A 15,353-nucleotide genomic window follows, 5' to 3' on the forward strand; every position below is an offset into this window, starting at 1 on the left:
ACGGGCCGGACCAGTGTGCCGCCGTACACCGGCGGCGCACCGGACCGCCCACGTCGTGCACGCGAACCATGGGTGAACAGTGGTGCGCGTGCCTGACGCCCCGTCAACACCTCATTGGGAGAGCTTGGTTGTCTTCCGGTTGGCGCGCTTTCCGGTGTCGGGCGTGGTGAGCGTGACCGCGTTCGGCGTGGTGAGAGCGGCCGGGTCCGGGATGGCGAGAGCGGCCGTGTCCAGGATGACGCGGGCGACCAGGGCCGGGTCGTCGTTCATGGGGACGTGCCCGGCGCCGGGAAGCCTGACGAGGCGTGCGCCGGGGATGGTGTGCTTGGCGCGGACGCCCTGGCGGCGCAGGAGCAGCCGGTCGCGGCTGCCCCAGGCGATGGTGACGGGCAGGCCGGGCACGTCCGCGGTGAACCGCACGGCGCCGCCCGCGGCCAGGGTCGGCTCGAAACCGGTGGCCTCGCGCAGGGCGACGGTCTCCGCGACCACGGAGCCGGGCGAACGCCGTCCCGGCCGCGCGTAGATGCTGCCGGTGAGCGCGGCGCGTCCGGTGGCGCTGCGGGAGAGCCGTTCCACGGCGGAGTGGGGCAGGGCGCGGGCGCCGGCGCGCATCGCGCGCAGTGCGGTGAAGGCGTAGCGGCGTTCCGCCTCGGACCAGAAACCGGCGGGGGAGAGGGCGGTGACCGAGCGCGCCAGGCCGACGCGCCCCATCTCCAGGGCGAGCAGCCCGCCGAGGGAGTTGCCCGCCACGTGCGGCCGCTCCACCCCGAGCGCCGCGCAGAGCGCGCCCAGCGCCGGGGCGATGGTGCCCAGGTCGTACGGAACCCCGTGCGGCAGCGGCTCCGAGACGCCGAAGCCGGGCAGGTCGACGGCGATCACGTCGTACTCGGCGGCGAGGACGTCGGTCACGGGGCGCCAGGCCTGGAAGTGGTGGCCGATGCCGTGGAGCAGCAGGAGCGGCTCGCCCGCGCCCTTGCGCTCGTAGGCGGCGGTGGTGGTGCGGGGGCCCAGCGGCGAATCGATCGTGAAGGAGACCGTGGCGGTCATGCTGCTCCTCGTCGGGGTCGGGCGGCTTCGGCGGCCGTGTGAGACGGCTTGTCAGTAGTGTCTCGCGGCCGGTTACTGCCCGGTAGCCCCTGGGGGCGGGAGATCGGCGGGCGCGGTGTTTTTTCGCGCGGCCCTCCGCAGCTCTTCGGTGGCTCTTCGGCGGCGTTTCGGGGTGACTTCCGTGACGTCTTCCGCCCGCGACGCGCGGTGCTCGCGAACATCCCGTGAACAGCTTGATGCATATGCCCGATCTGCCCGGTAAAGAGCCGAGCATTGGTCTTGACCAAGGGGGTGCGCCGTCCTATCGTCGCAGGCATAGTGCAGGAACCTTTAATAAACAAAGGCGCGGAACTCACGCTGGAACACGGCGAGTGCGGCGATTGCAGGAGGAGTCAGGGTGGGGACCATGCAGCTCGAATCGGTGCCGGAGCCGAAGTACTTGCACCTCAAGACCGTCCTCAGTGAGGCGCTCGACCAGGACTTCGCCGTGGGCGAGATCCTGCCGAACGAGCGCGAGCTCGCCGCCCGCTTCGGCGTCGCCCGGGCCACCCTGCGCCAGGCCCTGGAGCAGCTCGAGCTCGAAGGCCGCCTCCAGCGCCGCCGCGGCGTCGGCACCACCGTCGCCCCGCCGCGCGTGGGCGTCGACGTCGGCGGTGCGCAGCACAGCTGGCCCGGCGAGAGCGTCGACGGGTGGGAGCCCGTGGACGCGGCGGAGGAGGCCGTGCTGCCCCCCGCCCTCCTGAAGCTCCTCGGGACCGCCGCCGGCGACATGGTGCTCGCGGTGCGCCGGAGCCGCGTCGAGCAGGGCCAGGTCCTCGCCGCCGAGCTGCTGTACGTACCGGCCTCCTCGGTGCCGGGCCTCTCCGCGATCGACGCCCCGGCCGGTCCGGCACGCGCCCGCGCCGTCATGCGCGAGCTGCAGAAGCTGGTCCTCGACGGACAGGACCGCTCGGTGGAGCTCGGCTCCGCCCGCGCCGAGGACGCGAAGGAACTGGACCGGCTGCCCGGCGCCCCGGTCCTGCTGGTCACCACCCGCTACTTCACGGCGGCGGGCACGGCGGCCGTCTCGGTGGCCACCTACCGGGCGGACACCTGCCGCCTGACCTTCGGCGACTCGGGCGACGTACAGATCACCCACGACACGCGAGTCGCCTCCTGACAGCCCGCTACACCTCCTGACCGGGGCCGCAACACAGCGGCGGCCCCGCTCACCCGCCCCATCCTCAGCCCGTCCGGCGTCCGAGGCCCGGGCTCTGGGCCGGAGCCCGAGGGGCCTTCCAGTCCCTCGGGCGTTTTGACGCCCGGGGTCCGGGCGGAACCCAGGGTCTTTCCCGCCCGTCGGGCGTTCGACGACCGGGCTCTGGGCGGAGCCCAAGACCTTTCCAGCCGTCCGGCGCTTGAGGACCGGGGTCCGGCGGTGGAGCCCAGGGCCGGGGTCCGGGCGGGGCCCAGGGTCTTTTCAGCCGTCCGGCGTTTGAGGACCGGGTCCGGGCAGAGCCCGGGGAACGGGCGAAGGGCGGGTAGGGGACTCCGCCCCGCAGGGACGCGCCGACACCGAACCGCAGGACCGACCGGCGCCGGGCCCTGAGCGGCGGCGCGCACATCGATCCGCAGCCCCGCACAGCACCGGCGGCGCGCACCGCACCCGCAGGGGATCAGCGGCGCCGGGCACCGCACTCACCCGCCGCCCCGAGAGGATCAGCGGCGCCGGGCCGTGACCGTCTTCTCCACCGCGAAGAGCTCTTCCTCCACATGGTCCAGCGCCAGCCTCAACGCTCCCGTGGCCACCGCCGCCTCACCCAGCAGGGACAGCGCCACGCGCGGCGGGCGCAGACAGTAGCGCTCCAGTTCCCGGCGGAGGGGATCCAGTACCCCGTCCAGCCCGGCCGCCCAGCCGCCGACCACGACCAGCTCCGGATCCATGGCCAGGACCAGCGCGGCCACGTCGTGGACCAGCCGCTGGATGAACCGCTCGACCGCGGCCACCGACCCCACGTCCCCGCGCTTGGCCATCGCGAAGACCTCCGCCACCGCCCGCTCGTCCAGCGGGTGCAGCGGTTCGCCGGTCGTCGACAGCAGCTTCTCGGGCGTGACCTCACGTCCCAGCAGGTGCAGCGCACCGATCTCGCCGGCCGCCCCGCCGAAGCCGCGGTGCAGCCGGCCCCCGATCAGGGAGCCCGCTCCGGGGCTGAGCCCGGCCATCACGAAGACCATGTCGTCGGTGTCGGTCGCGGCGCCCTTCCAGTGCTCGGCGACCGCAGCGGCGTTGGCGTCGTTCTCCACCTGCACCGGGCAGCGGAACGAGCGCCGGAGCCGTTCCCCGAGCGGCAGCCCGGTCCAGCCGGGCAGGGCCGTGCCGAGCCGGACGGTGCCGTCGGCCTCCACGATGCCGGGGCTGCCGACGCCGACCGCCCGCAGGGAGTCCCGGGGTACACCGGCGCGGCGCAGCAGATCGGCCACCGCACCGCGGACCCGTTCGAGCCGCTCGTCGGCGGAGGCCGTCTCGGCGACCTCCTTGGTGCCGGCGCCGATCACCCGGCCGTCCAGCCCGGACAGCAGCACCGCGATCCGGTGCGCCCCGATCTCCACGCCGAGCAGGTGCCCCGCCTCCGCGCGGAAACGGAACCGCCGGGCCGGGCGTCCCTGGCGCCGCGCACCCTCCTCCGCGCCCGCCTCGACGACCAGGCCCGTCCCGATGAGCCCTTCGACGACCCCCTCGACGGTGGGACGCGAGAGCCCGGTGACCCGGGTGAGGTCAGTGAGCGTCGGCGATTCGGCCGCACGCAGGGCCCGCAGCACCACGGCGGAGTTGATCCGCCGCAGCAGAGAGGGGTCCCCGCCGGTCAGCTGCCCCAACGTGTGTCCTCCCAGCTAGCGAGCTTGTCAGCCGGATCGTACTGCGCACGGGGCGCGGCGGCGAGAAGCGGCCCCCCAACAGCCGGAATCCGGCCTTCCCCTCGTGGGCCGGTCATGCGGGAGCGACGAATCCGGACTCGTACGCGGTGATCACGGCCTGGGTGCGGTCCCGCGCGCCCAGCTTCCCCAGGATCGCGCTGACGTGGGACTTCACCGTCTCCGTGCCCACGATCAGCTCGCGGGCGATCTCGATGTTGGTCAGCCCCTTCGCCATCAGCCGGAGCACGGCCTCCTCGCGCTCGGTCAGCGACGCCCGCTTCAGTACGGTCCGCGCCTGCCGGTTCCCGTACTCGGCGGCCAGGGAGCGGACCGCCGCGGGGAAGAGCAGCGTCTCGCCCTCCGCCACCAGCCGGACGGCGTGCACGATCTCCGACGGGCGGGCCCGCTTCAGCAGGAACCCGTCCGCGCCGGCCCGCAGCGCCTGGTAGACGTACTCGTCGTTCTCGAAGGTGGTGACGACGAGGATCTTCGGCGGCGAGTCCACGCTCCGCAGGACCGCGCGGGTCGCCTCGATCCCGTCGAGCAGCGGCATCCGCACGTCCATCGCCACGACATCGGGGCGCAGTTGCCGCACCAGCGGGACCACCGCGGCCCCGTCGGCGGCCTCGCCGATCACCTCGATGTCGGGCTGGGAGTCCAGGACGGCGCGCAGACCCGCGCGCACCAGGGGTTCGTCGTCGACGAGCAGTACGGTAACCGGCATCCGGTCAGCGTATTCGCTCCAGCGGCAGCCGCGTGCGCACCCTCCAACCCCCCTTGTACGGACCGGTCTCGGCGCTCCCGCCGAGCAGCGCGGCCCGCTCGCGCATCCCGCGCAGTCCGGTGCCGCCGCCGGTGATGACGGAGGGCCGGTCCGGCAGCGGATTGGTCACCTCCAGGTCGAGGCGGTCGGCGACCATGCCGATCCGCACCCGTACCGGCACGGGACCGCAGTGCCGCAGCACGTTGGTCAGCGCCTCCTGCAAGATCCGGTACCCCTCCTGGCTCACGGGATCGGGCAACGTGTCGAGCGGGCCTATCAGTTGTGCGTCGACGGTGGCTCCGGAAGCGCGCGCCGACTCGAAGAGCCGGTCGGCCTCCACCAGGGTCGGCCGCTGCGAAGGCCGCTGACCGGACTCGCGCAGCACGCGCAGCACCCGGTCCAGGTCCTCCAGCGCGGCCCGGCCCGTCTCCTCGATCGCGCTCAGCGCGCGGTCCGTGAACTCCGGATCACCCGCCGCCCGGGCGGCCCCCGCCTGGACGACGGCCACGGTCAGCGCGTGACCGATGGAGTCGTGCAGCTCCCGCGCGATGCGGGTGCGCTCCAGCAGCTGCTCGGTGCGCACCTCCAGGGCGGTGAGCCGCTCCGCGGCCGAAGGCCCCAGCAGGCGGCGGGCGATGGCCGTGATCATGTCGCCGAGCAGGATCACGAGGACGATCAGCAGGACCGGGGGCAGCGGAGCCAGCGCCCACACCGCCCAGACCGGGAATCCGGCGGGGATCAGATTGTCGACGGTGACCTTGCTGCCGAGGCCGGTCGTGACCAGTTGGACCGTCAGCATCGGCAGCCACACCGTGGCCATCATGGTGAAGAAGGAGACGACGAGCCGTATCTCCAGCCACAGCAAGGTCCGCCAGCGATCGCTCCACGTCTGGGACCCGACGGCGCTGAAGCTGTTCTCCCCGGCCTCGCCCGCTCCCCGGGCGTGGCGCTCGGCCGGAGTGAGGAGGAACTGAGCCTGGAGTCCCTCGGCCACCCGCATCCAGGGCAGCAGGCCCAGCGGTATGACGAGGACGAGCGGTACCCACGGAGCCGCGGGCTCTATGAACATCCAGACGGCCAACATCAGGATGGGCACGCACAGATGCACCCAGCGCGAGTAGGTCACGGGGCGCAGCGCGGCGCGGAACAGTCGGTGCATCCCCTCATCGTCGCAGTTCGCAGCGGTGCGACTCCTCCCCCACGTGGGGGAGGAGGAACCCTCGCTTGGGGGAGGAAGAGGGGTGGGGCCGACGGCGAACCTTGAGACATGAACAGCATCGAGATCCGAGAACTGACCAAGGAATTCGGCCGGACCCGGGCCGTCGACCACCTCACCTTCGATGTCATGCCCGGCCGTGTCACCGGCTTCCTCGGACCCAACGGGGCCGGGAAGTCCACCACGATGAGGCTGCTGCTGGGCCTGGACCGGATCACCTCCGGGACGGCCACCATCGGCGGCCGGCGGTTCACCGAGATCCCCGATCCCCTCCACCAGGTGGGAGCCCTGCTGGACGCGCAGTCGGCGCACGGCGGCCGAACGGCCCGGGACCACCTCCGCTTCCTCGCTGCTTCCAACCGCATCCCGATGAGCCGGGTGGAGGCTGTTCTCGAGCAGTCCGGGATCGCCTCGGCGGCCAAGCGAAGGATCAAGACCTTCTCTCTGGGCATGCGTCAGCGCCTCGGCATAGCGGCCGCATTGCTCGGAGACCCGGAAGTGCTGCTCCTGGACGAGCCCACCAACGGCCTCGACCCCGAGGGCATCATCTGGATCCGCGAGCTCATGCGCGGTCTGGCGGCCGAGGGGCGCACGGTCCTCGTCTCCAGCCACCTCATGACCGAGACCGCGGCCCTCGCCGACCACCTGATCGTGCTCGGGCAGGGCAGGCTGCTGGCCGACACCTCCATCGAGGAGTTCATCGACTCCCGCAGCACCCCGAGGGTGCGGCTGCGCACCACGGACCCCGTCCGGCTCCGGGCCACCTTGGCCCGGGACGACTTCGAGCTGGTCACCGCCGAGGGCGGGCGCTGGACCGTGGACGGCATACGGGCCGAGCAGCTCGGTGTCATCGCCGCCCGCGAAGGCATCCCGATGCTGGAACTGATCGACGAGCGGGCCTCCCTGGAGCAGGCCTACCTCGATCTCACCGCGGACAGCGCCCAGTTCGCCGCCACCCGCTGACCCATCCCTTACAAGGAGGCCTCCCCATGAGCACCGCTCTGCCCACCGTCCCCGTCCTGCACTCGGAATGGATCAAGATACGGTCCCTGCGCGGCACCTTCGGAGCGCTGATAGCCGTCTTCGGCGCCACGGTGGGCATCCAGGTACTGACGGCCTACCTCATAGGTGACGCGGAGGCCGGCAGCATGGGGGACGACCCGCTCCTCGCCGCCTTCTACAGCCTCAACTTCGGCCAGGTCGCCGCCTTCGCCTTCGGTGCGACCGCGCTGTCCTCCGAGTTCCACAACGGAGCCCTGCGCACGTCACTTGCGGCGGTACCGAACCGGGCGCGGCTCTACTTCTCGAAGATGGCCATGGTGGGCGGGGTCGCCTTCGTGGTGGGGCAGGTCACCGCCCTGGCCACCTTCCTCGGCGGACAGTCGTTCATGGGGCCCTACACCCTGGAACTGGGCAGTGCGGGCACCTACCGTGCCATCTTCGGCTGCGGTGCGTACCTCGCGCTGATGGCCCTGCTGTCGGCCGGCCTGACGGCGGTGCTGCGCAGTGCCTCGGCCGTCCTGAGCCTCCTCATACCCTTCACGCTGATCGTCTCGTTCGTCCTCGCGGCGCAGGCCGGGGGCATCGCCCAGTACCTTCCGGACCGTGCGGGCCAGATGATGATGCGGCTGGACACCTCGGTGGGCCTCGCCCCCTGGGCCGGGCTCGGGGTCATGGTCCTGTGGGCCCTGGTCGCGGTGGGCGGCGGCTGGCTGGCGGTGCGGCGCCGGGACGCCTGACACCGGACCGGAGGGACCGGCCGGCTCGACCCGCCCGCTTGACCCGCATGCTTGACCGGCCGGCTGCGGCGGGACGAGTTCCCCGCCGGGCCGGTTCGTCCGGGCAGTCGCGGAGGCTGCGCCGCCGGGCGGCGGGGTCAGTGGGCGGCGAGGAGGGCGGGGAGTTGGCGCATGTCGTCGAAGACGACGGTTCCGGGGCCTTCGAGCTGCTCGGCGGGGGTCAGCCCGCCGGCGTAGCCGAAGGCCCGCATCCCGGCGGCGCGGGCCGCCTGGACGCCGGGCCTGCTGTCCTCGACGACCGCACAGGCGGCGGGATCCACACCCATCCGGCGTGCGGCGTACAGGAACAGGTCAGGGGCGGGTTTGCCGCGGGAGACCTCGGTGGCGCTGTGGATGCGGCCTTCGAACCGTTCGTAGAGACCGGTGTGGCCGAGGGTGTGCCGCATCTTCTCGTGCGAGCCGCTGGAGGCGACACAGGTCGGCAGGGTGATCGCGTCGAGTGCCTCGGGCAGTCCCTCGACGGGGGAGAGGCCGAGGTCCACCGCCTCCCGGTGACGTTCCTCGAACAGGCCCCACCAGAGGTCGGCCGTCTGCGGACCGAGCCGTTCGGTGACCTGTTCGCGGATGGAGGCGGAGGAGCGCCCGATGAACCGCTCGACGACCTCGGTCTCGGTCAGGGGCCAGCCGAGCTCCGCTCCGAGGGAGACCTGTACACGGGCGGCTATCCGTTCGCTGTCGACGAGAACCCCGTCGCAGTCGAATATCACGAGCTCTATCGGCCTGATGATCATCCCCGGAGGATAGACAACCCCTAGGGCTCGGTGTCGGCCGGCCCGGGGTGTTCGGTGGTCGCGCGGAGGCGGGCGTACTCCTCGGACATGGCGGCGGCGGTCCAGCCGGCGTTGAGGCCGCTGGGGTTGGGCAGGGCCCAGATGCGGGTGGCGCCGATGGTCCGGTCCTGAGGGCCGATCCGGGCCTTCCGGTCGCCGAAGGCGGTGCGGTAGGCGGTGACTCCGACCACGGCCAGCCATTGGGGGCGCAGGAGTTCCACCTTGGCCGTCAGGATGCGGCCTCCCTCGCGGAACTCCTCGGCGCTCAGCTCGTCGGCGCGGGCCGTGGCGCGGGCCACGACGTTCGTGATGCCGAGGCGGTAGGTCAGCAACTCCTCCTGCTCCGCGGGGGAGAGGAGGCGCGGGGTGAAGCCCGACCGATGGAGGACCGGCCAGAAGCGGTTGCCGGGGCGGGCGAAGTGGTGGCCCGTCGCGGCGGAGAGGAGGCCCGGGTTGATGCCGCAGAAGAGGACACGAAGACCGCCCGCGACCACGTCCGGGAGGACGCGGTCGCGGGCGGCGTTCAGCTCTTCGGGGGTCAGAGGATCGACCCGGGGGTGTAGCCCGCGGCCTCGGGGTGCTCCTTGGTGATCTCCTCGATGTGCGAGACCACCGCGGCGACCTGGTCGCCGGCCGCGCCGGTGAAGGAGAGCTTGTCGGCCATCAGGGCGTCCAGCTGGGCGCGGTCCAGCGGCATGCGCTCGTCGGCGGCCAGCTTGTCCAGCAGCTCGTTGCGCTCGGCACCCTGCTCGCGCATGGCGAGAGCGGAGGCCACCGCGTGCTCCTTGATGACCTCGTGGGCGGTCTCGCGGCCCACCCCGGCCCGCACGGCGCCCATCAGGACCTTGGTGGTGGCGAGGAAGGGGAGGTAGCGGTCCAGTTCGCGGGCCACGACGGCGGGGAAGGCGCCGAACTCGTCGAGGACCGTCAGGAAGGTCTCCATCAGGCCGTCGAGAGCGAAGAACGCGTCGGGCAGCGCGACCCGGCGGACCACGGAGCAGGAGACGTCGCCCTCGTTCCACTGGTCACCGGCCAGCTCGCCGGTCATCGACGCGTAGCCGCGCAGGATGACCATCAGGCCGTTCACGCGCTCGCAGGAGCGGGTGTTCATCTTGTGCGGCATCGCCGAGGAGCCGACCTGGCCGGGCTTGAAGCCCTCGGTCACCAGCTCGTGGCCGGCCATCAGGCGGATCGTCTTGGCGATGGAGGAGGGAGCGGCGGCCAGCTGCACCAGGGCGGTGACCACGTCGTAGTCGAGCGAGCGCGGGTAGACCTGGCCGACCGAGGTGAAGGCCTGGCCGAAGCCGAGGTGGGACGCGATCCGCTGCTCCAGGTCGGCCAGCTTCGCGGCGTCGCCGCCCAGCAGGTCGAGCATGTCCTGCGAGGTGCCGACGGGACCCTTGATGCCGCGCAGCGGGTAGCGGGTCAGCAGGTCGTCCAGGCGGCCGTACGCGACCAGCAGCTCGTCGGCCGCGGTGGCGAAGCGCTTGCCCAGGGTGGTCGCCTGGGCGGCGACGTTGTGGGAGCGGCCGGCCATGACCAGCTCGGCGTGCTCGCCGGCCAGCTTGCCGAGGCGGGCGAGGACGGCGACCGTGCGGTCCCGGACCAGTTCCAGCGAGAGCCGGATCTGGAGCTGCTCGACGTTCTCGGTGAGGTCGCGGGAGGTCATGCCCTTGTGGACGTGCTCGTGGCCGGCGAGGGCGTTGAACTCCTCGATGCGGGCCTTCACGTCGTGCCGGGTGACCTTCTCGCGCTCGGCGATGGAGGCGAGGTCGACGGTCTCCAGGACGCGCTCGTAGTCGGCGAGGGCCTCGTCGGGGACCTCGATGCCGAGATCCTTCTGGGCGCGGAGCACGGCGAGCCACAGCCGCCGCTCCAGCGTCACCTTGTACTCGGGGGACCACAGGACGGCGAGCTCCGCGGAGGCGTAGCGGCCGGCCAGGACATTGGGGATGCGGGGCTTGGCAGTCACGTGGATGGATTCTACTTGGGCCTCGGCTGTGCGTTTACGCAGGTAGGGGACCCGGTCGGGATTGTGCCTTGCTACGAGAGCGGGCGAGGGCGGGCGGGAGCGGACCGGGGTGGCGCCGTGGGGCCCCCGCGTGCCGCCACGGCCCTGGCGGCGGGACGGCGGCGGGCCGGCCGCGGGTTATACGAGCCGGTCGCCCGCCGGAGCCTCGTAGGCCAGCAGTTCCGGGCGCTTGGCGGGCCGGCCGTCCCCGCTGGAGCGGCCCGTCAGACGGCGGCCGACCCAGGGGAGCAGGTGCTGCCGGGCGAAGCTGAGGTCCTGGGAGCGGCGCGCGGTCCAGCCCGGGGGGACGGCGGGCGGCAGTCCGGCGCTCCAGTCCGCCTCGGGAGGCAGGCCCAGGGTCTGCCAGACCGCCTCCGCGACCCTGCGGTGGCCTTCGGCCGTCAGGTGCAGCCGGTCCACGTCCCACATCCGCGGATCCCCGAGCGCGGAGGACCCGTACAGGTCGACCACGAGGGCGCCGTGCCGCGCGGCGAGCTCCTCGATGATGACGAAGAGCTCCTCCATGCGCGGGCGGAAACGTTCCATCACGGGGCCGTTGCGGCCCGGTGAGCGCATCAGGACCAGCGTCCCGCAGGAGGGCGCCAGCAGGCCGACGGCCTCCTCCAGGTGCCCGCGCACCCGGCCCATGTCCACCTTGGGGCGCAGGGTGTCGTTCAGTCCGCCGACCAGGGTCACCAGGTCGGCGCCCATCTCGGCGGCCACGGGCGCCTGCTCCCCGGCGATCTGCCCGATCAGCTTGCCACGGACCGCGAGGTTCGCGTAGCGGAAGCCCGGCTCGCGGGCCGCGAGGCGGTCGGCGAGCAGATCGGCCCAGCCCCGGTAGGAGCCGTCGGGGAGCAGGTCCGACATGCCCTCGGTGAAGGAGTCGCCGACCGCGACGAAACTGGTGTACCGCACATTCATCTCCATGGCGGGAGCGATGCTACCGCGCGGTACCCCCACCCCGCAGGCGGGGCCGGGGTACCGCGCGCGCACGACGTGCTCCGGAAGCTACGTCGCGGCCGGCCGGCCGAACAGCTCCCGCAGCACGTCCTCCATCGTGACCAGGCCCGTCATGACCCCGTCCGGCGCGAGCACCGCCGCCAGGTGCGTACGGCTGCGCCGCATTGCGGTCAGCACGTCGTCCAGCGGGGTCTCCGCCCGGACCTGCGCGATCGGCCGCAGCGCGGTGACCGGGAAGGGCTCGTCCCGCTCGGTCGCGTCGAGCGCGTCCTTGACGTGCAGGTATCCCAGGATCCGGCCCTGGGCGTCGATCATCGGGAACCGGGAGTACCCCGACTCGGCCGACAAACGCTCCAGGCCGGCCGGCGTGATGCCCTCGCGGGCCGGAACCACCCGGTCCGCCGGCAGCACCACATCGGTCACCGGCCGCCGCCCCAGTTCCAGGGCATCGTGCAGCCGCTCGCTCGCGCGGTCGTCGATGAGTCCCGCGTCGCTGGAGTCCTTCACGATCCGGGCCAGCTCGTCGTCCGAGAAGGTCGCCGCGACCTCGTCCTTGACGTCCACCCGCAGCAGGCGCAGCAGGGCGTTGGCGAAGGCGTTGATCGCGAAGATCACCGGCTTCAGCCCCCGGGTGAGGGCCACCAGCGGCGGACCCAGCAGCAGGGCTGTGCGCACCGGCTCGGCCAGCGCGACGTTCTTCGGCAGCATCTCGCCGAAGAGCATGTGCAGGTACGTGGCCAGGGCCAGTGCCACCACGAAGGAGATCGCGTGGGTCAGCCCGGACGGCACCCCGAAGAAGTCGAACGCCGGGGTCAGCAGGTGGGCGATGGCCGGCTCGGCCACCACGCCCAGCACCAGGGTGCACAGGGTGATGCCCAGCTGGGCCGCCGCCATGAGCGCCGACACGTGCTCCAGGCCCCACAGCACGGCGCGCGCCCTGCGGTCGCCCTGCTCGGCGTACGGTTCGATCTGGCTGCGGCGCACGGAGATCATGGCGAATTCCGCGCCGACGAAGAAGGCGTTGACGACCAGGGTCGCCAGGCCGATCAGCAACTGGACGGCGGTCATCGGGCCTCCTCCACACCATCACCGGGGGTCGGTTCGACCGGCGCGTGCAACAGCACCCGCGCGGCCCGCCGCCCGCTCGCGTCCACCACGTCCAGACGCCAGCCGGCCAGCTCGAAGCTGTCGCCGACCAGCGGGATCCGCCCCAGTTCGGTCGCTATCAGACCGGCCAGGGTCTCGTACGGGCCGTCAGGCACGCGCAGTCCGATCCGCTGGAGCTGGTCGGTCCGCGCGGAGCCGTCCGCCTCGAACAGGGAGCGCCCGGAGCCGTCCTCCCCGGCCGGGGCCAGATCGGGGGTCTCGTGCGGATCGTGCTCGTCGCGCACCTCGCCGACTACCTCCTCGACGATGTCCTCCAGCGTGGCCACACCGGCCGTGCCGCCGTACTCGTCGATGACCACGGCCATCGTCTGCTTCCCGGACAGCCGGTCCAGCAGCCGGTCCACGGTCAGGGACTCCGGTACGAGGAGGGGTTCGCGCAGCAGCTGCGACACCGGGGTGCGGTGCCGGTCCTCCGCCGGCAGGGCCAGCACGTCCTTGATGTGGACGGTGCCGACGACGCTGTCGAGGTTGCCCCGGTAGACGGGGAACCGGGAGAGTCCGGTGGCGAGCGTGGCGTTCGCCACGTCCTCGGCGGTGGTCTGCAGGTCGAGGGCGGTGACCTGGACCCGCGGGGTCATGACGTTCTCCGCGGTCAGGTCGGCGAGGTTCAAGGTCCGCATGAACAGTTCGGCGGTGTCCTTCTCCAGGGCGCCGGCCCTCGCGGAGTGCCGGGCCAGTGCCGCCAGCTCCTGCGGGGTGCGCGCCGAGGCGAGTTCCTCGGCGGGCTCCATGCCGAACCGGCGGACCATGTGGTTCGCCGTGGTGTTCAGATGGCTGATCAGGGGCCTGAAGGCGCGGCTGAAGACCCGCTGGAAGGTGGCCACCCGCTTGGCGACGGCCAGCGGGGAGGAGATCGCCCAGTTCTTGGGGACGAGCTCGCCCACGACCATCAGGACGACGGTCGACAGCACGGTGCCGAGGATCAGGGCGGTGGAGGACGCGGCGCCGGCGGACAGTCCCATGGCCTCGAAGGGGCCCTTGAGGAGGGCGGCGATCGAGGGCTTGGAGAGCATGCCGATGACCAGGCCGGTCACGGTGATGCCGAGCTGGGCGCCGGAGAGCTGGAACGTCAGGCTGCGGACCGCGGCCAGGGCGCTGTCGGCGCCGCGCTCGCCGCGCTCGACGGCCCGCTCCAGTTCGCTGCGCTCGATGGTGGTCAGCGAGAACTCGGCCGCGACGAAGACTCCGCAGGCAAGGCAGAGCAGCAGCGCCACGACGAGCAGGAGCACTTCAATCATCGGTCCTTCACCTCCGTCCCATGATCAGCCAGGAGGAGGGGTGTCGCGCGCTGTCGCGGACGGGAAGGGAGGGGACTGGGAGGCTCGCCCATGGACGGACGCTCACACCTTTCGTTCGGGGGGAGAATGCGGGGGATAAGAGGAACAGCTGCCTACAGGGTAAAGGAAGAGCAAAGTGGGCGGATCATTCCTTCGGCGGATCCGTCCGGCCGGCCCCGGGGGTGGTGCCCCGATGGGGTCGGATGTGAACGATCTTCGCATCCCACCCGCGTCGGCGTCCGGCGCATGGGCGCGGGCGCGTCCACGGTACGTCTCGGCAGGCGGAAGTCGGTGGCGGGCCACCGATCGGCCGTGCTTGGCTCCGGGACATGACCGATCTACAGATACGGGCCGCCCTGCCGGCCGACGCCGGGACCGTGCTCGCCTTCTGGAAGGAAGCGGCGGAGGGCACGTCGATCACGGACGACGCGGACGGTGTGATCCGGCTCGTCACCCGTGATCCGGACGCGCTGATCCTCGCGGAAAGCGACGGGGTCCTCGTCGGGTCCGTGATCGCCGGCTGGGACGGCTGGCGGGCCTCGCTGTACCGGCTGGCCGTACTGCCGTCCCGGCGGCGCCAGGGGATCGCCACGGCGCTCCTGGACGCGGCCGAACGGCGCTTCGTCGCCGTCGGGGGCCGCCGCGGTGACGCGATGGTCCTCGAAGCGAACGAGAGCGCGCAGCGGGCCTGGGCCGCGGCCGGGTACCACCGTGAGGATCACTGGCGGCGCTGGGTCAAGCCGCTGGTGGAGACGGTGTGACCCCTGACGGGCACAATCGCACCCGCACCCGGGTCGGCGCCCTGTTCCTCGCCGCCGGAGCGATCGCGCTGGCCGGCTGCGGCACGCGGACCGCGGGGGCCGGGGACGCGGCGGAGCCCCCGGCGCCGTCCGTGACCTCATCCGTCAGCCCCTCCGTGGACTACGCGGCCCGGGCGGCGGAGGCGGTCGCGCGCCACGACGCGCTGTTCCCCGCGATCGCGGCGCGGTGCAAGGACGCCGCCACGGGCGCCACGGCCGCGGCGAGCCCGGGGGCCACGGCGGGAGGGCTGCCCGCGGATCCCGAGGCGGGCAAGTACGCGGAGAACCACGCCTACAAGCAGCAGGCCCGGCTCACCCCCGAGGCCCGCTGCCGGGGCGACGCGCACGCCGCACGGATCAGGGCGGCGATGGCCGGCGGCTCCGGGGGGAAGGGCGCGCCGCACACGGTGGACGAGGTCCGCGCGCTCCTGACCGGGCTGGGGTACGGGTTCGACGCCGGGGGCGTGTACGGATCCGGGGCGGTGAACGTCTCCTTCGTCCTGTCGGTCCCCGAGAGCGGCCCGTGCGTGACGGGCCGGCCGGGCCCGCCGCTGACCGTGGAGGCGCACGGGGTGTACGTCGAGGGCGGCTGCCTGGAGCCCCGCGGCGGCCACTGACGCGGGCGGGGTCCCGGGGGCCGGAGGG

At 72.7% G+C, this 15,353-nt stretch carries 15 protein-coding genes; 5 read left to right on the forward strand and 10 right to left on the reverse strand.

Features of this window, described 5'->3' with window-relative positions:
• Positions 1 to 111: 111 nt before the first annotated feature.
• On the reverse strand, positions 112 to 1,047 hold the full coding sequence (locus ACFWNV_RS07900; protein WP_383942167.1) for an alpha/beta fold hydrolase: 936 nt from the start codon (positions 1,045 to 1,047) through the stop codon (positions 112 to 114).
• Positions 1,048 to 1,444: 397 nt separating this feature from the next.
• Between ACFWNV_RS07900 and ACFWNV_RS07905 the strand changes: the two genes are divergently transcribed.
• Positions 1,445 to 2,206: a GntR family transcriptional regulator gene (locus tag ACFWNV_RS07905; RefSeq protein ID WP_383942170.1), complete on the forward strand. Its 762-nt coding sequence runs from the start codon at positions 1,445 to 1,447 to the stop codon at positions 2,204 to 2,206.
• A 539-nt stretch (positions 2,207 to 2,745) separates the two neighbouring features.
• Here the strand turns inward: ACFWNV_RS07905 and ACFWNV_RS07910 are convergent.
• The 3 genes from ACFWNV_RS07910 to ACFWNV_RS07920 form a co-directional block, all read right to left on the reverse strand.
• Positions 2,746 to 3,903, reverse strand: coding sequence for an ROK family transcriptional regulator (locus ACFWNV_RS07910; RefSeq protein WP_383942172.1), 1,158 nt, complete (start codon positions 3,901 to 3,903; stop codon positions 2,746 to 2,748).
• 112 nt (positions 3,904 to 4,015) lie between these two features.
• On the reverse strand, positions 4,016 to 4,666 hold the full coding sequence (locus tag ACFWNV_RS07915) for a response regulator (protein WP_383942175.1): 651 nt from the start codon (positions 4,664 to 4,666) through the stop codon (positions 4,016 to 4,018).
• 4 nt (positions 4,667 to 4,670) lie between these two features.
• Positions 4,671 to 5,864 (reverse strand): sensor histidine kinase, encoded by a 1,194-nt coding sequence (locus ACFWNV_RS07920; RefSeq protein WP_383942178.1) that lies wholly within the window; start codon positions 5,862 to 5,864, stop codon positions 4,671 to 4,673.
• A gap of 108 nt (positions 5,865 to 5,972) precedes the next feature.
• On the opposite strand from ACFWNV_RS07920, the gene ACFWNV_RS07925 reads away from it, so the two are divergent.
• Positions 5,973 to 6,884 carry an ABC transporter ATP-binding protein gene (locus tag ACFWNV_RS07925; RefSeq protein WP_383942181.1) on the forward strand — a complete coding sequence of 304 codons (912 nt, stop codon included), beginning with the start codon at positions 5,973 to 5,975 and terminating at the stop codon, positions 6,882 to 6,884.
• Positions 6,885 to 6,910: 26 nt separating this feature from the next.
• Positions 6,911 to 7,660: an ABC transporter permease gene (locus tag ACFWNV_RS07930; protein ID WP_383942184.1), complete on the forward strand. Its 750-nt coding sequence runs from the start codon at positions 6,911 to 6,913 to the stop codon at positions 7,658 to 7,660.
• A gap of 137 nt (positions 7,661 to 7,797) precedes the next feature.
• On the opposite strand, the gene ACFWNV_RS07935 is transcribed toward ACFWNV_RS07930, so the two are convergent.
• From ACFWNV_RS07935 to ACFWNV_RS07960, 6 genes are all read right to left on the reverse strand, one after another.
• The gene (locus tag ACFWNV_RS07935; protein ID WP_383942186.1) at positions 7,798 to 8,451 is read right to left on the reverse strand and encodes an HAD family hydrolase; all 654 of its coding nucleotides are present in this window, start codon (positions 8,449 to 8,451) and stop codon (positions 7,798 to 7,800) included.
• 20 nt (positions 8,452 to 8,471) lie between these two features.
• Entirely contained in the window at positions 8,472 to 9,032 is a 561-nt protein-coding gene (gene mug / locus ACFWNV_RS07940) for a G/U mismatch-specific DNA glycosylase (protein WP_383942286.1), read from the reverse strand.
• Positions 9,029 to 10,462, reverse strand: coding sequence for an adenylosuccinate lyase (purB, locus tag ACFWNV_RS07945; protein ID WP_383942189.1), 1,434 nt, complete (start codon positions 10,460 to 10,462; stop codon positions 9,029 to 9,031). The genes mug and purB overlap by 4 nt, the downstream gene beginning before the upstream one ends.
• Before the next feature lie 177 nt (positions 10,463 to 10,639).
• Positions 10,640 to 11,431: an SGNH/GDSL hydrolase family protein gene (locus ACFWNV_RS07950; protein ID WP_383942192.1), complete on the reverse strand. Its 792-nt coding sequence runs from the start codon at positions 11,429 to 11,431 to the stop codon at positions 10,640 to 10,642.
• Positions 11,432 to 11,512: 81 nt separating this feature from the next.
• Positions 11,513 to 12,532 carry a hemolysin family protein gene (locus ACFWNV_RS07955; RefSeq protein ID WP_383942195.1) on the reverse strand — a complete coding sequence of 340 codons (1,020 nt, stop codon included), beginning with the start codon at positions 12,530 to 12,532 and terminating at the stop codon, positions 11,513 to 11,515.
• Entirely contained in the window at positions 12,529 to 13,869 is a 1,341-nt protein-coding gene (locus ACFWNV_RS07960; RefSeq protein WP_383942198.1) for a hemolysin family protein, read from the reverse strand. Before ACFWNV_RS07960 ends, ACFWNV_RS07955 begins: the two co-directional genes overlap by 4 nt.
• Before the next feature lie 368 nt (positions 13,870 to 14,237).
• Here ACFWNV_RS07960 and ACFWNV_RS07965 point away from each other — a divergent pair, with 368 nt between their 5' ends.
• Together ACFWNV_RS07965 and ACFWNV_RS07970 are read left to right on the forward strand one after the other, a co-directional pair.
• A complete protein-coding gene (locus ACFWNV_RS07965; RefSeq protein ID WP_383942201.1) occupies positions 14,238 to 14,669 on the forward strand; it encodes a GNAT family N-acetyltransferase in 432 nt (143 codons plus the stop codon).
• Positions 14,666 to 15,325 (forward strand): hypothetical protein, encoded by a 660-nt coding sequence (locus tag ACFWNV_RS07970; RefSeq protein ID WP_383942204.1) that lies wholly within the window; start codon positions 14,666 to 14,668, stop codon positions 15,323 to 15,325. Before ACFWNV_RS07965 ends, ACFWNV_RS07970 begins: the two co-directional genes overlap by 4 nt.
• The last annotated feature ends 28 nt before the right edge of the window (positions 15,326 to 15,353 follow it).

This window comes from Streptomyces sp. NPDC058401, from assembly GCF_042722885.1.
Classification (GTDB): domain Bacteria; phylum Actinomycetota; class Actinomycetes; order Streptomycetales; family Streptomycetaceae; genus Streptomyces.